We start from the raw sequence: 18,272 nt of genomic DNA, 5'->3' as shown, positions 1-18,272 counted from the left end.
TTTTACTCCTGTATTGCGGAAGGGGTTGTCGGGCTGAGCTGCCCCGCTTCGGGTCTTACCTCACGTTTGCCGGCCAGCTCCCGGGCAATGGAATCCACTAGCCGGCTGTTGAGTTTGTAGATGGCAAGCAGCGCGACCATGCAGAGGAACAGCGCGCAAGGGATGAGGGTGAATAGTGCGTTTATGGTCGAGAGAACGTTCGGTGCCTGGGTTGCCTGGCTCGGGGCGTAATCCACCATGCCAAGCACCCAGCCGACGACCGCCCCGCCCAGCGCCAGGCCAAATTTTATGGCAAACAGCGCAGTAGAAAAGACCAGCCCATCCAGACGACGGCCGCTGCGGTGCTCTTCGTAGTCGACCACATCGGAGAACATGGTCCACTGGAGCGGTGTGGTGAGGTTTTGCACAAAGCTAAAGACAACGTTGAGGCCAAAGATGAGCCAGACCTGCGAAGGCGGCAGGAAGAAAATCAGTGCGCCGAAAATGACGAAGGAAATAATGGTCCACTGATAGGCACGGACGCGGTCAAATTTTCCCAGCAGCCGTTCAGATAATAATGCGCCGCTTAAGGAGGCCACCATTCCGGAAACAATAAAGGCAAAAACCAGATCCGGGCGCAACAGCACGTAGTTGACGTAATACATCGTGGCGGAACCGCGCGTCACCACCGCCGTTAACAACAAAATATTAAACAGGAACACAATACGCCACTGGCTGTTTCCGGCCAGCAGTTTTAAATCGGTGAGCATGGAGCCGGACGTATCATTGCGCGGAGAATAACGCTCGCGGGTCATCAGGAAACAGCAGAAGAACAGCACAATCCCGAGTAGCCCCATCAGGCTCATGGCATAGAAATAACCTTTCTGCACGTTGCCCTGACCTAACAATGAAACCAGCGGCAGGGCAATAACCGTCACAATCAACCCGCCGATAAACGACAGGCCAAAGCGCCACGACTGCAGAGAGTGGCGCTCGCGCGGATCCAGCGTCAGCGCGCCGGGCATGGCGCAGTAAGGCACGTTAATCGCGGAGTAAATCAGGCTTAAGATCGCGTAGGTCACGCAGGCATAAACGATTTTCCCCGTTGGCCCAGCGTCCGGGACATAGAAGGTAATCAGGCAGCTCACGCCAAACGGAATGGCGAACCACAGCAGCCAGGGACGGAAACGACCGTGACGCGTCCGGGTGCGGTCGACCAGCGCGCCAATGCACGGGTCGACAAACGCATCGACCACGCGCACCACTAAAAACATGGTGCCCATAATCGCGGCGGGCAACCCAAAAACGTCGGTATAGAAATAAGCGAGAAATAACGTTGCCGTTTGCCAGACCAGCGCGCTGGCCATATCACCTAAGCCATAACCTATTTTATCTTTGGTACGCAATACAGAGGAGAGTGTCATTGTTATTTGCCTTTTTATCAGGTTAAAACGTATTTCAACCAGTTGCGCATCATCGGTAGGGAAATGCGCAGTAAGGCTCAAGTATTAGCAACGCTTTGCGCACTAACAATTGTCTAAATTAACAGGCAAATTATGATATTTGGTTTTTTATTTTATTTGTGATGGGGAGCATATTCGGGCGGAAATAAAAAAGGCGAGGAGATATCTCCTCGCCTTTATCCGTTTTTAAGCGGTTACTTGTTCAGTTCCGCCAGGCTCAGCCAGGTTTGCACCACGGTGTCCGGGTTCAGGGACAGGCTATCAATCCCCTCTTCCATCAGCCATGCGGCAAAGTCTTCATGGTCGGATGGACCCTGACCACAAATCCCGACGTATTTACCCTGCTTCTTCGCCGCACGGATGGACATGGAGAGCAGCGCTTTCACCGCCTCGTTACGCTCATCGAACAGCTCAGAGACCACGCCGGAGTCACGGTCCAGACCCAGCGTCAGCTGCGTCATGTCGTTCGAGCCGATAGAGAAGCCGTCGAAGTGCTCGAGGAACTGCTCGGCCAGCAGGGCGTTGGACGGGATTTCACACATCATGATAATCTTCAGCCCGTTCTCGCCGCGCCTCAGCCCCTGACTCGCCAGCTCGTCCACAACGGCTTTCGCCTGGTCCACGGTACGCACGAACGGGATCATGATTTCGACGTTAGTCAGCCCCATGTCGTTGCGCACGCGTTTCACCGCCTCACACTCCAGCGCGAAGCAGTCGCGGAAGCTGTCGGCAACGTAGCGTCCGGCCCCGCGGAAGCCCAGCATCGGGTTCTCTTCTTCCGGCTCGTAGCGCTCACCGCCCACCAGGTTAGCGTATTCGTTAGATTTGAAGTCCGACAGGCGCACAATCACGCGTTTTGGATAGAAGGCCGCACCAAGCGTCGCGATCCCTTCGGTCAGACGGCCGACGTAAAACTCTTTCGGTGAGTCGTAGCCTTTCATCATCTCGCGAATTTCGTTCTGCAGTTTCGGATCCTGGTCGTCAAACTCCAGCAGCGCGCGCGGGTGAACGCCAATCATACGGTTGATGATAAATTCCAGACGCGCCAGGCCAACGCCTTCGTTTGGCAGGCAGGCGAAGTCAAACGCGCGGTCCGGGTTGCCGACGTTCATCATGATCTTCAGCGGCAGGTCCGGCATGGTATCTACGCTTGAGCTCTTCACGCTGAAGTCGAGGATGTCGGCGTAGACGTAGCCGGTATCGCCTTCGGCACAGGAGACGGTCACGTTCTGTCCGTCCTTCATGCGCTCGGTGGCATCACCGCAGCCGACAACCGCAGGAATACCCAGCTCGCGTGCGATGATCGCCGCGTGACAGGTACGACCGCCGCGGTTGGTGACGATAGCCGCCGCTTTCTTCATGATCGGTTCCCAGTCCGGGTCGGTCATGTCGGTCACCAGCACGTCGCCGGGTTCAATGCGGTTCATCTCGCTGATGTCGTGGATCACTTTTACCGGACCGGCACCGATGCGGTGACCGATAGCACGGCCTTCCGCCACGATTTTGCCCTGCGCGTGCAGCGTATAACGCTCCATCACCTGACCACGAGAACGGACGGTTTCCGGACGCGCCTGCACGATAAACAGCTTGCCGGTATTACCGTCTTTCGCCCATTCGATATCCATCGGACGGCCGTAGTGTTTTTCGATCTGCACCGCCTGCTTCGCCAGCTCTTCCACTTCGGCGTCAGTCAGGGAGAAGCGGTCGCGCTGCTCCTGCGGTACATCTTCAATTTTCACCTGCTTGCCATGCTCCTGGGTCGGGGCATAGATCATGCGGATTTTTTTCGAGCCCATGGTGCGACGCACCACCGCCGGGCGGTTAGCCGCAAGCGTAGGCTTGTGAACGTAGAATTCGTCAGGGTTAACCGCTCCCTGGACCACCATCTCACCCAGGCCCCACGCGGAGGTGATGAACACCACCTGGTCGAAGCCGGATTCGGTATCGATGGAGAACATCACGCCGGATGAGCCCACGTCCGAGCGCACCATACGCTGAACGCCAGCGGAAAGCGCTACGCCGCGATGGTCATAACCCTGATGCACGCGATAGGAGATGGCACGGTCGTTAAACAGGGACGCAAACACGTGCTTCACTGCTACCAGCACGGCATCGTAACCCTGGACGTTCAGGAAGGTTTCCTGCTGCCCGGCAAACGAGGCGTCCGGCATATCTTCTGCGGTTGCAGAAGAGCGCACGGCAAAGGAGGCCTGCGCATCGTCAGCAGAGAGCTGGTTGTACGCGTCGTGAATGGCTTTTTCCAGTTCCGGCTGGAAAGGTGTGTCGATGATCCACTGGCGGATCTGCGCCCCGGCTTTGGCAAGCTCGGTAACGTCATCAATATCCGTTTTATCCAGCAGGTCGTAAATGCGCTGGTTAACACCGCTCTGGTCTAAAAACAGGTTAAAGGCATCGGCGGTGGTGGCAAACCCGTTCGGTACGGAGACACCCATACCCGACAGATTTGTAATCATTTCACCCAGGGAGGCATTTTTGCCCCCAACTCTGTCTACATCATTCATGCCGAGTTGGTTATACCAAAGCACCAGCGGTGACGAGCCATTGTTGGACATCGAAACAATCCTTTTGTGATATTTGATCGGAGTAAGAAACACCTGACTACGTATTTATACTGGCATATTTATTTCCGCTAAAAAAACGGTGAATCGTGTAAGCAATTTAAATTTTCAACTTTTCGGATACTTTCCCACCAGCCAACAACCCGATGATTCCTATATATTCAGCCAGAAACCCCAAAAATAAAGTCGCTATTTGAAAAATGAAATCCACTTTTCAGGAAAATCAAAAACACCGTTTCATTTATAATTAAGATAAGTTCTTTGCTGTGAAATTTACTTTTTTAATTTATGCTTTCAGGCAATTAGGTCTGATATTCAGGGTGGATAAAATGGATAATGCTGTCGATCGCCACGTTTTTTATATTTCTGATGGTACGGCGATCACCGCCGAGGTGCTGGGCCACGCGGTGATGTCGCAATTTCCCGTTTCGATTAACAGCATCACGCTGCCGTTTGTCGAAAATGAGAGCCGCGCCAAAGCGGTGAAGGACCAGATTGACGCCATCTATCAGCAGACCGGTGTCCGCCCGCTGGTCTTCTACTCCATCGTTATCCCGGAAATTCGCAACATCATTCTACAAAGCGAAGGTTTTTGTCAGGACATTGTGCAGGCGCTGGTGGCCCCGCTGCAAAGCGAGCTTAAGCTCGACCCCACGCCCATTGCCCACCGTACCCACGGGCTCAATCCCGGTAACCTGATCAAGTACGATGCGCGTATTGCCGCTATTGATTACACCCTCGCGCACGATGATGGCATCTCCATGCGCAACCTTGACCAGGCGCAGGTTATTCTGCTTGGCGTGTCGCGCTGCGGCAAAACCCCGACCAGCCTCTATCTGGCGATGCAGTTTGGCATTCGCGCCGCAAACTACCCGTTTATTGCTGACGACATGGATAACCTGGTGCTGCCCGCCGCCCTGAAGCCGCTGCAGCACAAGCTGTTCGGCCTGACGATCAACCCGGAACGCCTCGCCGCCATCCGCGAAGAGCGCCGCGAGAACAGCCGTTACGCCTCCATGCGCCAGTGCCGAATGGAGGTCTCCGAAGTGGAAGCGCTGTACCGCAAAAACCAGATCCCGTGGCTGAACAGCACCAACTATTCGGTTGAAGAAATTGCCACCAAAATTCTCGACATCATGGGACTTAACCGCCGCATGTACTAATACGCTAGTACATTAACTCAGATTCAGTTATCATCATCGGCAACAACGGGGCGGTGTCGCCCCGAACTTGAAATCAGCAGGGATTGGTTTAAGGTGATGCCCATCACTTCCCGGTAGTCTGCCGATGAAGCAAAAATTTTCTGAGACATTCCATGAATAAAACCGATGAACTCCGCACTGCGCGCATTGACAGCCTGGTCACGCCGGCTGAACTGGCACAGCGGCATCCTGTTTCCGCCACCGTCGCGGAACATGTGACGGCCTCCCGCCGTCGTATTGAAAAAATCCTTAATGGTGAAGACAAGCGTCTTCTGGTGGTGATTGGGCCTTGCTCCATCCACGATCTGGATGCCGCGATGGATTATGCAAAACGGCTTCAGGGGCTGCGGGATAAGTACCAGCATCGCCTTGAGATTGTGATGCGCACCTACTTTGAAAAACCACGTACCGTGGTGGGCTGGAAAGGGCTGATTTCCGACCCTGACCTGAACGGCAGCTACCGCGTTAATCACGGTATTGAGCTGGCGCGGAAACTGCTTTTACAGGTCAACGAGCTGGGCGTTCCGACGGCGACCGAGTTTCTCGATATGGTGACCGGGCAGTTTATCGCCGACCTGATCAGCTGGGGCGCGATCGGCGCGCGTACCACCGAAAGCCAAATCCACCGCGAGATGGCCTCTGCCCTTTCCTGTCCGGTCGGCTTTAAAAACGGGACTGACGGCAACACCCGCATTGCGGTTGATGCGATCCGCGCTGCCCGTGCCAGCCACATGTTCCTGTCACCGGACAAGAGCGGTCACATGACCATCTACCAGACCAGCGGTAACCCGTACGGGCATATCATTATGCGCGGCGGCAAGAAACCCAATTACCATGCGGAAGATATTGCGGCGGCCTGTGAATCACTGGCCGAATTCGATCTGCCGGAACATCTGGTGGTGGACTTCAGCCACGGCAACTGTCAGAAGCAGCACCGCCGCCAGCTGGACGTCTGTGATGAGGTCTGCCAGCAGATCCGCAGCGGTTCAAGCGCCATCGCGGGCATTATGGCTGAGAGTTTCATCAAGGAAGGCACGCAGAAGATCGTTGCCGGACAGCAGATGGTTTACGGGCAGTCGATCACCGACCCGTGCCTGAGCTGGGAAGACAGCGAACTGCTGCTGGACAAACTGGCGTCTGCGGTAGATTCACGCTTCTAACCTCCCGCCGGGTGGCGCTGCGCTTACCCGACCTACGGTTTGTGCCGTTGTAGGCCCGGTAAGGCAAAGCCGCCACCGGGCTTTTCATTGCACAATATTGATCCTCTCACCCTTTTTTCACAAAAACGCTTGCCGTGAATTTACAGTTTATTGATAATGATTATCATTGTTATATTGATTGCTATTTATAAACATTATGTCACGTACGGATAACAGCGCGGCAACGCCAGCAAAAACACACACAGCACCAGCCCCCACCGAGCGTCGGATTGACAGCAAAGCCCTGCTCGGCGATGAGGGGCGGGTCATTATCGAGCATGACGGCCAACGCTATCTTCTGCGCCAGACCCATGCCGGAAAACTGATCCTCACGAAATAAACCAAAAAAATACGCCAGCCACCCAGGTGAACCCCAGGCAGCCAGCGCTTTCGATTCTTATGGAGAGTTGCTATGCCACACCTGCACACCGCATCTTTACGCCCGTCACTTCTGACGCTGGCGATTGTCAGCGCCCTGCCGGGCGTCGCGTTCGCCGCCACAGACGATATTACCGTGACCGCCACGGGCAACGCCCGCAGCGCCTTTGAAGCTCCCATGATGGTGAGCGTGATTGACGCCAGCGCACCGGAGAAACAAACCGCCAGCTCAGCGGCTGACCTGCTGCGTAACGTCCCCGGTCTGACGCTGGACGGCACCGGACGCACCAACGGGCAGGACGTGAACCTGCGCGGCTATGACCGTCGCGGCGTGCTGGTGCTGGTTGACGGCGTGCGCCAGGGAACCGATACCGGGCACCTGAACAGCACCTTCCTCGATCCAGCGCTGATTAAACGTATCGAAGTGGTTCGCGGACCGTCGGCCCTGCTGTACGGCAGCGGCGCGCTGGGCGGCGTGATTTCGTATGACACCGTCGATGCGAAAGACCTGCTGGAGCCGGGTAAAAACAGCGGTTACCGCGTATTTGGTACCGGCGCGACGGGCGATCGTAGCCTCGGGATGGGGGCCAGCGCCTACGGCCGCACCGATACGCTGGATGGCCTGGTCTCCTGGTCCAGCCGGGATCGCGGTGATATCCGCCAGAGCGACGGCGCATCCGCGCCTAACGACGAATCCATTAATAACATGCTGGCGAAAGGCAGCTGGAAAATCGATCCGGCCCAGACCCTGAGCGGCTCTCTGCGTTACTACAACAACGACGCTCAGGAGCCGAAAAACCCGCAAACCACCGGGGCGGACAGCAGTAACCCGATGACCGATCGCTCCACCATTCAGCGTGATGCGCAGCTGGGCTACAACATCGCCCCGGCCGGTAACGACTGGCTGAACGCTGATGCGAAAATTTACTGGTCCGAAGCGAGGATTAACGCCCAGAACATCGACGGCAGCGGTGAGTTTCGCAAGCAGACCACCAAAGGCGGCAAAGTGGAAAACCGCACCCGCCTGTTCACCGACACCTTTGCAGCACACCTTCTGACCTACGGCGGGGAATACTACCGTCAGGAACAACACCCTGGCGGCGCGACCACCGGCTTCCCGGAGGCGAAAATTGATTTCAGCTCAGGCTGGCTGCAGGATGAAATTACCCTGCGCGATCTTCCCGTCACCCTTCTTGGCGGCACGCGCTATGACAACTACCGCGGAAGCAGCGACGGCTACAACGACGTAGATGCCGATAAGTGGTCCTCCCGCGCCGGGTTGACCATCAGCCCGACCGACTGGCTGATGCTGTTTGGCTCTTACGCGCAGGCGTTCCGCGCCCCCACCATGGGCGAGATGTATAACGACGCCAAACACTTCTCCATCGGCCGCTTCTATACCAACTACTGGGTGCCAAACCCAAACCTGCGCCCGGAAACCAACGAAACGCAGGAGTTTGGTTTTGGCCTGCGCTTTGACGATCTGATGCTTGCCAACGATGCGCTGGAGTTCAAAGCCAGCTATTTCGATACCAAAGCCAAAGACTATATCTCCACCACCGTCAATTTTGCCGCCGCGACCACCATGTCTTATAACGTCCCGAACGCCAAAATCTGGGGCTGGGACGTGATGGCAAAATACTCTGCCGACCTCTTCAACCTCGACCTGGCCTATAACCGCACGCGCGGGAAAGACACCGATACGGGCGAGTATATCTCCAGCATCAACCCGGATACCGTCACCAGCAAGCTGGACATTCCGGTGGCGCAAAGCGGCTTTTCCGTCGGCTGGATTGGCACCTTTGTCGATCGCTCAACGCATATCAGCAGCAGCTACAGCAAGCAGCCGGGCTATGCGGTCAACGACTTCTACGTCAGCTATAAGGGCCAGGAGCAGCTGAAAGGCGTGACCACAACGCTGGTACTCGGCAACGCCTTTGACAAAGAATACTGGTCTCCGCAGGGCATTCCGCAGGACGGCCGTAACGGCAAGATTTTCGTAAGCTATCAGTGGTAATGCCCGTCGGGGCAACTATTAGAAGGATAAGACAATGAATCATTACACGCGCTGGCTTGAGCTAAAAGAAGACAATCCGGGTAAGTACGCGCGCGACATCGCCGGCCTAATGAACATCAGCGAAGCAGAGCTGACCTTTGCCCGCGTGGGTCACGACGCCTGGCGATTGCGCGGTGACATCCGCGAGATCCTGGGCGCGCTGGAAGCGGTGGGCGAAACCAAATGTATCTGCCGCAACGAATACGCCGTTCACGAACAGGTTGGGAGCTTCACCCACCAGCACCTGAACGGCCACGCCGGGCTGGTGCTGAACCCGCGCGCGCTGGATCTGCGCCTGTTCCTCAACCAGTGGGCAAGCGTGTTTCACATCAGTGAAACCACCGCCCGCGCCGAGCGGCAGAGCATTCAGTTCTTCGACCATCAGGGTGATGCCCTGCTGAAGGTCTACGCCACGGACAACACCGACGTTTCCGCCTGGGGCGACGTGCTGACCCGCTTTATCTTTGCCGATAATCCACCGCTGGCGCTGAAGGTGGCCGATGTCCCGGCTCACGCAGAAAACGCGCAAGCCGCGCTCGTGGACGCAGAGTGGCGCGCCATGACCGACGTGCACCATTTCTTCGGCCTGCTGAAGCGCCACAATCTCAGCCGCCAGCAGGCGTTTCGCCTCGTGGGTGACGATCTGGCCTGCAGGGTAGAGAACTCTGCGCTGGCGCAGCTGCTGGAGACGGCGCGCCGGGACGGAAACGAAATTATGGTCTTCGTCGGCAACCGCGGCTGCGTGCAGATTTTCACCGGCGCGGTGGAAAAGCTGGTGCCGATGAAAGGCTGGCTCAACATCTTTAACCCAACCTTCACCCTGCATCTGCTTGAAGATTCCATTGCGGAAACGTGGGTCACGCGCAAGCCGACGGCTGACGGGCATGTCACCAGCCTGGAGCTGTTTGCCGCCGACGGGACGCAAATCGCCCAGCTGTACGGCCAGCGTACCGAAGGCGAGCCGGAGCAGAGCCAGTGGCGTAGCCAGATTGACGCCTTAACGGCGAAAGGGCTGGCCGCATGAAACGGTGGCTTGCCCTGCTCAGCGCCCTGCCCCTGCTGGCATTTGCAGCGCCGCAGGAGAAAATCGTCACGCTCGGCGGCGACGTTACCGAGATTGTCTACGCCCTCGGCGCGGCACCTTCACTGGTGGCGCGCGACAGCACCAGCCAGTGGCCGCCGGCGGCGAACGCGCTGCCGGACGTGGGCTATCTGCGCCAGCTCAACGCGGAAGGGATCTTATCCATGCGCCCCACGCTGGTGCTGGCCAGCGCCCAGGCGCAGCCGTCTCTGGCGCTACAGCAGGTTGAGCAAAGCCACGTCAGGGTAATCGCGATTCCCGCCGGTAACGACCTGAGCGTCATTGACGAAAAGGTGCGGATCGTCGCTGAAGCGACGCACCGCGAGGCCGAGGGGGAAGTCCTGCGCAACACGCTGCGTCAGGCGCTGTCGGCGCTTCCCGCGTCACCGCTCAACAAGCGGGTGCTGTTTATTCTCAACCACGGCGGGATGACCGCGATGGCTGCCGGACAGCAGACCGGCGCGGATGCGGCCATCCGTGCGGCAGGCCTGCAGAACGCGATGCAGGGGTTCACCCGCTATCAGCCGCTGTCGCAGGAGGGCACAATCGCCAGCCAGCCCGATCTGGTGGTGATTTCGCAGGACGGGATCAACGCCCTGGGCGGTGAAACGAATCTGTGGAAGCTCCCCGGCCTGGCGCAAACCCCGGCAGGACGGAACAGGCAGGTGCTGGCGATTGACGATATGGCGCTGCTGGGCTTTAGCGTGCGAACGCCGGAAGCCATCCAGCAGCTGCGTGCAAAAGCGGAACAGCTGCCCTGATGTCCCGGCGGATAGCCTTATCGTTATGGATGCTGACCGCGATCCTGACCATCATGACGCTCGCCGCGACCGGGGTTGGGGCATTACGCCTGCCGGTCAGCCTGCTGTGGAACGGCAGCGACGAGGCGCTGCGTCAGGTCTGGCTGACGATCCGCCTGCCCCGCGTGCTGCTGGCGCTGGCGATCGGCGGTTCACTGGCGCTGGCGGGCTGCGTGATGCAGGGGCTGTTCCGCAACCCGCTGGCGGACCCGGGCCTGCTCGGCATCAGCAGCGGCGCGGCACTTGCCGTCGCGCTGTGGGTGGTGCTTCCGCTCTCGCTGCCTGCACTGGTAATGCTGTATGCCCCGATGCTGGCGGCGTTTGTCGGCGCGCTGGCCGCCACCCTCGTGATTTTCCTGCTCAGCCGGCAGCGTGACGGTTCCCTGTCGCGCCTGCTGCTGGTAGGCATTGCCATCAACGCCCTGTGCGGCGCGGCCGTCGGCGTGCTGTCATGGCTCAGCAATGATGCCCAGCTTCGCCAGCTTTCGCTCTGGGGAATGGGCAGCCTCGGTCAGGCGCAGTGGTCAACGCTGCTGGCCGTCGCGTCGCTGATGGTACCCACCGCGCTGGTTATCTGGCGTCTGGCAGGCGCCCTCAATTTGCTGCAATTAGGCGACGAAGAGGCGCACTACCTCGGCGTGGAGGTTGCTACCGTGCAGCGGATCCTGCTGCTGTGCAGCGCCCTGCTGGTGGCTGCCGCGGTTGCGGTCAGCGGCGTTATCGGCTTTGTCGGCCTGGTGGTGCCGCACCTGGTGCGCATGTGGCTGGGGGCCGACCACCGGGCCGTGCTCCCCGGCTCGGTGCTGGCCGGCGCGTTGCTCCTGCTGGTTGCCGATACGCTGGCGCGCAGTCTGGTCGCTCCGGCGGAAATGCCGGTCGGCTTATTGACCAGCCTTCTCGGCGCGCCGGGGTTCCTGTGGCTTATCTTTCGTCGCGGAGGTGCGCATGGCTGAACGCTATGGTGCAGAAAACCTTGTTTTTCGCGCCGGGCAACGGACGCTGATTAACGACGTGTCGCTGACCTTATCTCAGGGCGAGCTGGTGGCGTTAATTGGCCCCAACGGCGCCGGAAAATCGACGCTATTGCGGCTGCTTACCGGCTATCTTAAACCGGCTGCGGGACGGTGCAGTCTGGCGGGCACGCCGCTTGCGGCCTGGCAGCCGGACACGCTTTCCCGCTACCGGGCGGTGATGCGCCAGAATACGCAGCTCGGATTCGACTGGCCGGTTGAAGCGGTCGTCGGCATGGGGCGCGCGCCCTGGACCCGCACGCCTGAAGCATCGGTTATTGAGGAGGTGATGGCCGTCACCGGTTGTTTACCGCTGGCGGGCAGGCAGTTTGCGGCGCTTTCCGGCGGCGAACAGCAGCGTATCCAGCTCGCCCGCGCGCTGGCTCAACTCTGGTGCGACGGTGCGCCGCGCGGCTGGCTGTTCCTTGATGAACCCACGTCGGCGCTGGATCTCTATCATCAGCAGCATCTGCTGCGCCTGCTGAAATCCCTGACCCGTCGGGGACATCTGCACGTGTGCGCGGTGCTGCACGACCTCAATCTGGCGGCGCTGTGGGCGGATCGCATCCTGCTGTTGCACAGCGGCAGGATCGTGTCCCAGGGGAAACCAGAGACCGTTTTACAGGCCGATGCGCTGGCGCGCTGGTACGGCGCGCAGGTCCACATTGGCAGTCATCCGGCTCACGCCGCGCCGCAGGTATTTCTAGCCCCCTGACCGGGCTGGTAAAAATCCTTCAGCGTTTCCAGCAGGGCAAGCGCCGCTTTAGAGAGCTGCGTGTGCCCCGGATGGATCACCCCGATACATTTTTCAATGGGCGGGCTGTCCAGCGGAATACAAACCGCCCCCAGCGACGTCATCTGCGTCTCGCACAGCGCCGGCACGGCGCTGCCGCCCAGCCCACTCGCGACCATTCGCCCAACCGTCACCAGCTGATGGCTCTCCAGCGCGACGTCCAGCTTTCTGCCGCTTCGCGCCAGCTCCTCTTCCATCATCAGACGCACCGCTGAAGGGCGCTGCAGGGTAATGAAATCCAGCGTCAGCAGCTCTTCCCATGCCAGGCGCTTCTTGCCTGCAAGCGAGGAATCTTTTGGCACAATGGCAACAAACCTGTCGAGGCCCAGCGGGGTAAACAGCAGGTTGTGGGTTGGCGCAGGCTCAAACGCGATGCCCATCTCCACGCGCCCTTCCCGCACCATCTCGATGACCTGCTCGTTAATGACGTCATGCACGGTGACGTTGATCCCGGCGTGGCGGTCGCGAAACGCTTTTAGCACCTCGGGTAAGACATTCGCGGCAAACGACGGCATGGCCGCAACCGAGATTTTGCCGCGCTGCAGGGTAAAGCACTGGTGCATCGCCTCTTCGACATTATCCCAGTCAGCAAGCAGCTGCCGCGCCATGGGCAAAAAGGTCTCACCCTCCTGCGTCAGGGCGACCTTGCGCGTGCTGCGCTGCAGCAGCGGTCCGCCGAGCGCGTCCTCCAGCGCTTTAATCGTCAGGCTGAGGGCCGGCTGGGAAAGATTCAGCCGTTCGCTGGCGTGCGCGAAATTCAGAGTGTGAGCTACCGCTAAAAACGCGCGTAACTGTTTGACACTCATTCTCATTTTTCATCCTGTTAACTAATTGAAAAATTTTAGTTAACAGGAAATTAATAAAAAAACCAAATGAGTGGGTCACAAATTCAAAATTAACAAATGAGTCGCCACCCCTAATGATACCGGCACGGCTAACGGGAGGAGTGACTATGGCAGGACTGGATAAGCGCGTCGGCAGCTATGCGCAGGCGCTGGATGGGCTGACGGATGGGATGACCTTGCTGGCGGGCGGCTTCGGCCTGTGCGGAATTCCTGAGAACCTGATTGCCGAGGTCAGACGCCGTCAGGTGCAGGGTCTGACGGTGGTATCTAACAACTGCGGCGTGGATGGCTTCGGCCTCGGGCTCCTGCTTGAGACCCGGCAGGTCCGTAAGGTGGTGGCTTCTTACGTCGGCGAGAATGCGCTGTTCGAGCAACAGGTGCTGAGCGGCGAGCTGGAGGTTGAACTCACCCCGCAGGGGACGCTGGCCGAAAAGGTGCGCGCGGGCGGCGCCGGGATCCCCGCCTTTTACACCGCGACCGGCTACGGCACGCCCGTGGCCGCGGGCAAAGAGGTACGCCAGTTTGCGGGTAAACATTATGTTCTCGAAGAGGCCATTACGGGTGATTTTGCGCTCATCAAAGGCTGGAAGGCGGACTGGTACGGCAACGTTATCTACCGACATACCGCGCAAAACTTTAATCCGCTAATGGCAACGGCGGGCCGGATAACGGTTGTGGAAGTAGAAGAGATTGTTCCACCGGGTGAGCTGCCCCCGGCGGCCATTCATACCCCGGGAATTTACGTCGACAGACTGATTGTCGGCCAGTTTGAAAAACGCATTGAGCAGCGCACGCTGCGCGCGGAAGGAGTGTGACGATGCTAACCCGTGAACAGATGGCCATGCGCGTCGCCCGGGAGCTGCGCGACGGTTACTACGTCAACCTGGGGATCGGGATCCCTACCCTGGTGGCGAATTATATTCCGGCAGGGATGGACGTGATGCTCCAGTCGGAAAACGGTCTGCTGGGGATGGGGGCCTTTCCCGATGAGCAGAACCTTGATGCCGACATGATTAACGCCGGTAAACAGACCGTGACCGCGCGGACAGGCGCCGCCATTTTCGATTCGGCCCAGTCGTTTGCCATGATCCGCGGCGGTCATGTCGACCTGACCGTGCTGGGCGCGTTTGAAGTGGACGTCGAGGGCAGCATCGCCTCGTGGATGATCCCCGGAAAAATGGTGAAAGGAATGGGCGGCGCGATGGATCTCGTCGCCGGGGCGCAGAACATCATGGTGGTGATGACCCACGCCTCAAAAAGCGGTGACTCAAAGCTGCTGCCGCGCTGCACGCTGCCGCTCACGGGCGTGGGCTGCATCCGCCGGGTGTTAACCGACCTTGCACTGCTCGAGATCGAGGACGGCGCGTTCATCCTGCGGGAGTACGCCCCCGGCGTCAGCATTGACGACATCGTGGCGAAAACGGCCGGGAAAATCATTGTGGCGGACGACGTTCGCGAAATGCGCTTCAGCTGAGGGCTCTACATGAAACAGGTCATGATTGTCGGGGCAACGCGTACCCCTGTCGGCAGTTTTCGCGGATCGCTCGCGTCTCTCTCAGCGGTTGAGCTGGGTGCCGCAGCGGTTCGTCGCCTGCTTGAGAACAGCGGTCTTAGCGCAGAGAGGGTAGACGACGTGATTTTCGGTCAGGTGCTGACGGCGGGATGCGGGCAAAACCCTGCGCGTCAGACGGCCATCGCCGCCGGGTTACCCGTCACCACGCCGGCGACAACCGTTAATCTGGTGTGCGGCGCGGGCTTAAAAGCGGTGCAGCTCGCCGCACAGGCGATCCGCTGCGGCGACGCCGACGTGGTTATCGCAGGCGGTCAAGAGAGCATGAGCAACGCCCCGTATCTGCTGGCCGGGGCGCGGTCAGGATTACGTTTTGGCCATACGGGCCTGCAGGACAGCATGATTACGGATGGTCTGTGGGACGCGTTCAACGATTACCACATGGGCATCACCGCTGAAAACGTTGCCCGCCAGTACGGCATTTCCCGCGAGCAGCAGGATGCCTTCGCCGCCCGATCGCAGCAAAAAGCGGCCTCCGCCATCGAGTCCGGTCGGTTTGACGCCGAAATAGCACCAGTGACTGTGAAGCTGGGCAAAAAGCCGCCGCAGGTTGTCAGCAGTGATGAGCAGCCCCGGCCAGGAACCACCGCTGAGCAGCTTGCGCAGCTGCACCCCGCCTTTTTGCACGAGGATGGCACGGTCACGGCGGGCAACGCCTCGACGCTCAACGACGGTGCCGCTGCGGTGCTGCTGATGAGCGAGGAAACCGCGAGAGAGTGTGGGTTGCCGATCCTGGGTCGCATTGTGAGTTACGCCGTGACGGGCGTTGACCCGTCGGTGATGGGCATCGGTCCGGTCAGCGCCTGCCGGACGGCGCTGTCGTGGGCGGGCTGGACGCTGGATGACGTGGACCTCATTGAAGCCAATGAAGCCTTTGCCGCGCAGGCGCTGGCAGTGGGTCAGCAGCTCGGCTGGGATGAACGCAAGGTGAATGTCAACGGTGGCGCGATCGCCCTTGGTCATCCGATTGGCGCATCCGGCTGCCGTATCCTCGTGACGCTGCTACACGAAATGCAGCGCCGTGACGTCAAAAAAGGGCTCGTCACCCTGTGCATAGGCGGCGGGCAAGGCATCGCCCTGACCGTCGAGCGTTAAACATCTCGTTAGTACCCGAATATAACAAGAGTAAGGAGTCGTAATGAGTGTGTTAATTGCCCTGGCGGCGCTGGCATTGCTGATGCTGGCGGCCTATCGCGGATATAGCGTGATTTTGTTTGCGCCGATTGCGGCGCTCGGTGCCGTGCTGCTGACCGATCCGGGCGCCGTCGGCCCGACCTTCACCGGCCTGTTTATGGAAAAAATGGTGGGCTTCGTCAAGCTCTACTTCCCGGTATTCCTGCTGGGTGCGGTGTTTGGCAAGCTGATTGAACTCTCCGGTTTCTCGCGGGCCATCGTCGCCGCGGCGATTCAGATCCTCGGCCGTCGCCACGCGATCCCGGTGATTGTTCTGGTGTGCGCGTTGTTAACCTACGGCGGCGTGTCGCTGTTTGTGGTGGCGTTTGCGGTTTATCCGTTTGCCGCCGAACTGTTCCGCCAGAGCAGCATCCCTAAACGGCTGATCCCGGCCACCGTGGCGCTCGGAGCATTCTCGTTTACCATGGATGCCCTGCCCGGCACGCCGCAGATCCAGAACATTATCCCCACCAGCTTCTTCGGCACTAACGCCTGGGCCGCGCCGTGGCTGGGGCTGATTGGCTCTTTGTTTATTATCTGTTTTGGCCTGCTCTGGCTGGAGCGCCAGCGTCGTAAGGCGCTCAATAACAACGAGGGTTACGGCACGGATCTGAAAAATGAACCGGAAACTCCGGATAACATTAACCTCCCTCACCCGCTGATTGCCATCTCCCCGCTGCTGGTGGTGGGCATACTGAACCTGCTGTTTACCCGCTGGATCCCAGGCTGGTACGGCACAAGCCACGAGCTTACCCTGCCTGGGCTTGCAAAGCCGATTGTGACCGAGGTAAGCAAGATCACCGCCATCTGGGCCGTGGAAGCGGCGCTGATTTCCGGTATTGTGCTGGTGCTGATTTTTGGCTTTCGCAATATCCATGGACGCCTGGCAGAAGGCAGCCGCACGGCGGTCAGCGGCGCCATTCTGGCCGCGATGAATACCGCCTCGGAATACGGTTTCGGCGCGGTTATCGCCGCCCTGCCCGGTTTTCTGGTGTTATCCAAAGCGCTGGCGGCCATCCCGAATCCGTTACTCAATGAGGCCATCAGCGTGACCGTTCTCGCGGGGATCACCGGCTCGGCGTCCGGCGGGATGAGCATTGCCCTCGCGGCCATGGCCGACACGTTTGTCGCCGCCGGCCACGCGGCCAATATTCCTCTTGAGGTGCTGCACCGCGTGGCCTCCATGGCAAGCGGGGGGATGGATACCCTTCCCCATAACGGCGCGGTGATTACCCTGCTGGCGATCACCGGTCTGAGCCATCGTCAGGCCTACGGCGGCATTTTCGCTATCACGATCATTAAAAGTCTGGCAGTGCTTTTTGTCATTGCCGTGTTCTATCTGACCGGCATTGTGTAAGGAGAAAAAGATGAATCTGAACGGTAAAACCGCACTGGTGACCGGCTCAACAAGCGGTATTGGCCTCGGGATCGCCCGCGTGCTGGCGAAAGCCGGGGCACAGGTGATCCTTAACGGTTTCGGCGACAGTGAATCGGCAAGTGCTGAGATTGCGCAACTGGGCAAAAAGCCGGGCTATCACGATGCGGATCTGCGTGATGTCCTGCAAATTGAAGCCCTGATGCGCTACGCCGATAGCCAGTTCGGCGGCGTGGACATTCTTGTCAACAACGCAGGCATACAGCACGTGGCCCCGGTGGATGCATTTCCGGTGGAAAAATGGAACGACATTATCGCCATTAACCTTTCAGCGGTATTTCATACCAGCCGACTGGCGCTACCTGCCATGCGGGAGAAAAACTGGGGGCGCATCATTAACATCGCCTCGGTTCACGGGCTGGTGGCCTCAAAAGAGAAATCAGCCTACGTTGCCGCCAAGCATGGCGTGGTGGGCTTTACGAAGTCGCTGGCGCTGGAAACTGCCCGCACCGGTATTACCGCGAATGCGCTCTGCCCCGGCTGGGTACTCACCCCGCTGGTGCAACAGCAAATCGACAAACGTATTGCGGATGGCGTCGCGCCGGATCTGGCGCGCGACCAGCTTCTGGGAGAGAAACAGCCTTCCGGAGAATTTGTCACCCCGGAACAGCTGGGTGAACTGACGCTGTTTTTGTGCAGCGAGAGCGCCGTTAACGTACGCGGCGCCGCGTGGAATATGGACGGCGGATGGGTTGCGCAGTGATTTATC

General features: G+C 59.1%; 16 protein-coding genes. 13 read left to right on the top strand and 3 right to left on the bottom strand.

What is annotated here, in order from left to right; all coding sequences use genetic code 11:
* Positions 1 to 2: 2 nt before the first annotated feature.
* Together PYW49_RS00995 and ppsA are read right to left on the bottom strand one after the other, a co-directional pair.
* The gene (locus PYW49_RS00995; protein ID WP_320385372.1) at positions 3 to 1,403 is read right to left on the bottom strand and encodes an MFS transporter; all 1,401 of its coding nucleotides are present in this window, start codon (positions 1,401 to 1,403) and stop codon (positions 3 to 5) included.
* A gap of 233 nt (positions 1,404 to 1,636) precedes the next feature.
* Complete coding sequence (ppsA, locus tag PYW49_RS00990; RefSeq protein ID WP_320385371.1) at positions 1,637 to 4,015, bottom strand: phosphoenolpyruvate synthase; 2,379 nt, start codon at positions 4,013 to 4,015, stop codon at positions 1,637 to 1,639.
* Positions 4,016 to 4,350: 335 nt separating this feature from the next.
* On the opposite strand from ppsA, the gene ppsR reads away from it, so the two are divergent.
* The 8 genes from ppsR to PYW49_RS00950 all read left to right on the top strand — a co-directional run bounded on the left by ppsR (position 4,351) and on the right by PYW49_RS00950 (position 12,462).
* Entirely contained in the window at positions 4,351 to 5,184 is an 834-nt protein-coding gene (ppsR, locus tag PYW49_RS00985; RefSeq protein ID WP_134349975.1) for a posphoenolpyruvate synthetase regulatory kinase/phosphorylase PpsR, read from the top strand.
* A gap of 152 nt (positions 5,185 to 5,336) precedes the next feature.
* The gene (gene aroH / locus PYW49_RS00980) at positions 5,337 to 6,383 is read left to right on the top strand and encodes a 3-deoxy-7-phosphoheptulonate synthase AroH (RefSeq protein WP_134349974.1); all 1,047 of its coding nucleotides are present in this window, start codon (positions 5,337 to 5,339) and stop codon (positions 6,381 to 6,383) included.
* 196 nt (positions 6,384 to 6,579) lie between these two features.
* Positions 6,580 to 6,762 (top strand): hemin uptake protein HemP, encoded by a 183-nt coding sequence (gene hemP / locus PYW49_RS00975; RefSeq protein ID WP_059312296.1) that lies wholly within the window; start codon positions 6,580 to 6,582, stop codon positions 6,760 to 6,762.
* 72 nt (positions 6,763 to 6,834) lie between these two features.
* Entirely contained in the window at positions 6,835 to 8,817 is a 1,983-nt protein-coding gene (locus PYW49_RS00970) for a TonB-dependent hemoglobin/transferrin/lactoferrin family receptor (RefSeq protein ID WP_320385370.1), read from the top strand.
* 34 nt (positions 8,818 to 8,851) lie between these two features.
* The gene (chuS, locus tag PYW49_RS00965; RefSeq protein ID WP_320385369.1) at positions 8,852 to 9,880 is read left to right on the top strand and encodes a hematinate-forming heme oxygenase ChuS; all 1,029 of its coding nucleotides are present in this window, start codon (positions 8,852 to 8,854) and stop codon (positions 9,878 to 9,880) included.
* Entirely contained in the window at positions 9,877 to 10,698 is an 822-nt protein-coding gene (locus PYW49_RS00960) for a heme/hemin ABC transporter substrate-binding protein (protein ID WP_320385368.1), read from the top strand. Before chuS ends, PYW49_RS00960 begins: the two co-directional genes overlap by 4 nt.
* Positions 10,698 to 11,690, top strand: coding sequence for a FecCD family ABC transporter permease (locus tag PYW49_RS00955; RefSeq protein WP_320385367.1), 993 nt, complete (start codon positions 10,698 to 10,700; stop codon positions 11,688 to 11,690). Before PYW49_RS00960 ends, PYW49_RS00955 begins: the two co-directional genes overlap by 1 nt.
* A complete protein-coding gene (locus PYW49_RS00950) occupies positions 11,683 to 12,462 on the top strand; it encodes a heme ABC transporter ATP-binding protein (RefSeq protein WP_320385366.1) in 780 nt (259 codons plus the stop codon). The genes PYW49_RS00955 and PYW49_RS00950 overlap by 8 nt, the downstream gene beginning before the upstream one ends.
* Here PYW49_RS00950 and PYW49_RS00945 read toward each other — a convergent pair.
* Positions 12,429 to 13,352, bottom strand: coding sequence for a LysR family transcriptional regulator (locus tag PYW49_RS00945; RefSeq protein ID WP_320385365.1), 924 nt, complete (start codon positions 13,350 to 13,352; stop codon positions 12,429 to 12,431). The genes PYW49_RS00950 and PYW49_RS00945 overlap by 34 nt on opposite strands.
* A 140-nt stretch (positions 13,353 to 13,492) precedes the next feature.
* Between PYW49_RS00945 and PYW49_RS00940 the strand changes: the two genes are divergently transcribed.
* Genes PYW49_RS00940 through PYW49_RS00920 form a run of 5 tightly spaced genes read left to right on the top strand, consistent with a single transcriptional unit; the run spans position 13,493 to position 18,266 of the window.
* On the top strand, positions 13,493 to 14,200 hold the full coding sequence (locus PYW49_RS00940; protein WP_320385364.1) for a CoA transferase subunit A: 708 nt from the start codon (positions 13,493 to 13,495) through the stop codon (positions 14,198 to 14,200).
* Positions 14,201 to 14,202: 2 nt separating this feature from the next.
* Positions 14,203 to 14,859 carry a 3-oxoacid CoA-transferase subunit B gene (locus PYW49_RS00935; protein ID WP_320385363.1) on the top strand — a complete coding sequence of 219 codons (657 nt, stop codon included), beginning with the start codon at positions 14,203 to 14,205 and terminating at the stop codon, positions 14,857 to 14,859.
* A gap of 9 nt (positions 14,860 to 14,868) precedes the next feature.
* Complete coding sequence (locus PYW49_RS00930) at positions 14,869 to 16,050, top strand: acetyl-CoA C-acetyltransferase (RefSeq protein WP_320385362.1); 1,182 nt, start codon at positions 14,869 to 14,871, stop codon at positions 16,048 to 16,050.
* Positions 16,051 to 16,093: 43 nt separating this feature from the next.
* Entirely contained in the window at positions 16,094 to 17,485 is a 1,392-nt protein-coding gene (locus PYW49_RS00925; RefSeq protein WP_320385361.1) for a GntP family permease, read from the top strand.
* A 10-nt stretch (positions 17,486 to 17,495) separates the two neighbouring features.
* Complete coding sequence (locus tag PYW49_RS00920) at positions 17,496 to 18,266, top strand: 3-hydroxybutyrate dehydrogenase (RefSeq protein ID WP_320385360.1); 771 nt, start codon at positions 17,496 to 17,498, stop codon at positions 18,264 to 18,266.
* The last annotated feature ends 6 nt before the right edge of the window (positions 18,267 to 18,272 follow it).

It is taken from the genome of Enterobacter chinensis (assembly GCF_034008295.1).
Taxonomy (GTDB): domain Bacteria; phylum Pseudomonadota; class Gammaproteobacteria; order Enterobacterales; family Enterobacteriaceae; genus Enterobacter; species Enterobacter chinensis.
The sequence above is the reverse complement of the archived record's forward strand: the minus strand, read 5'-3'. Positions and strand labels throughout refer to the sequence as shown.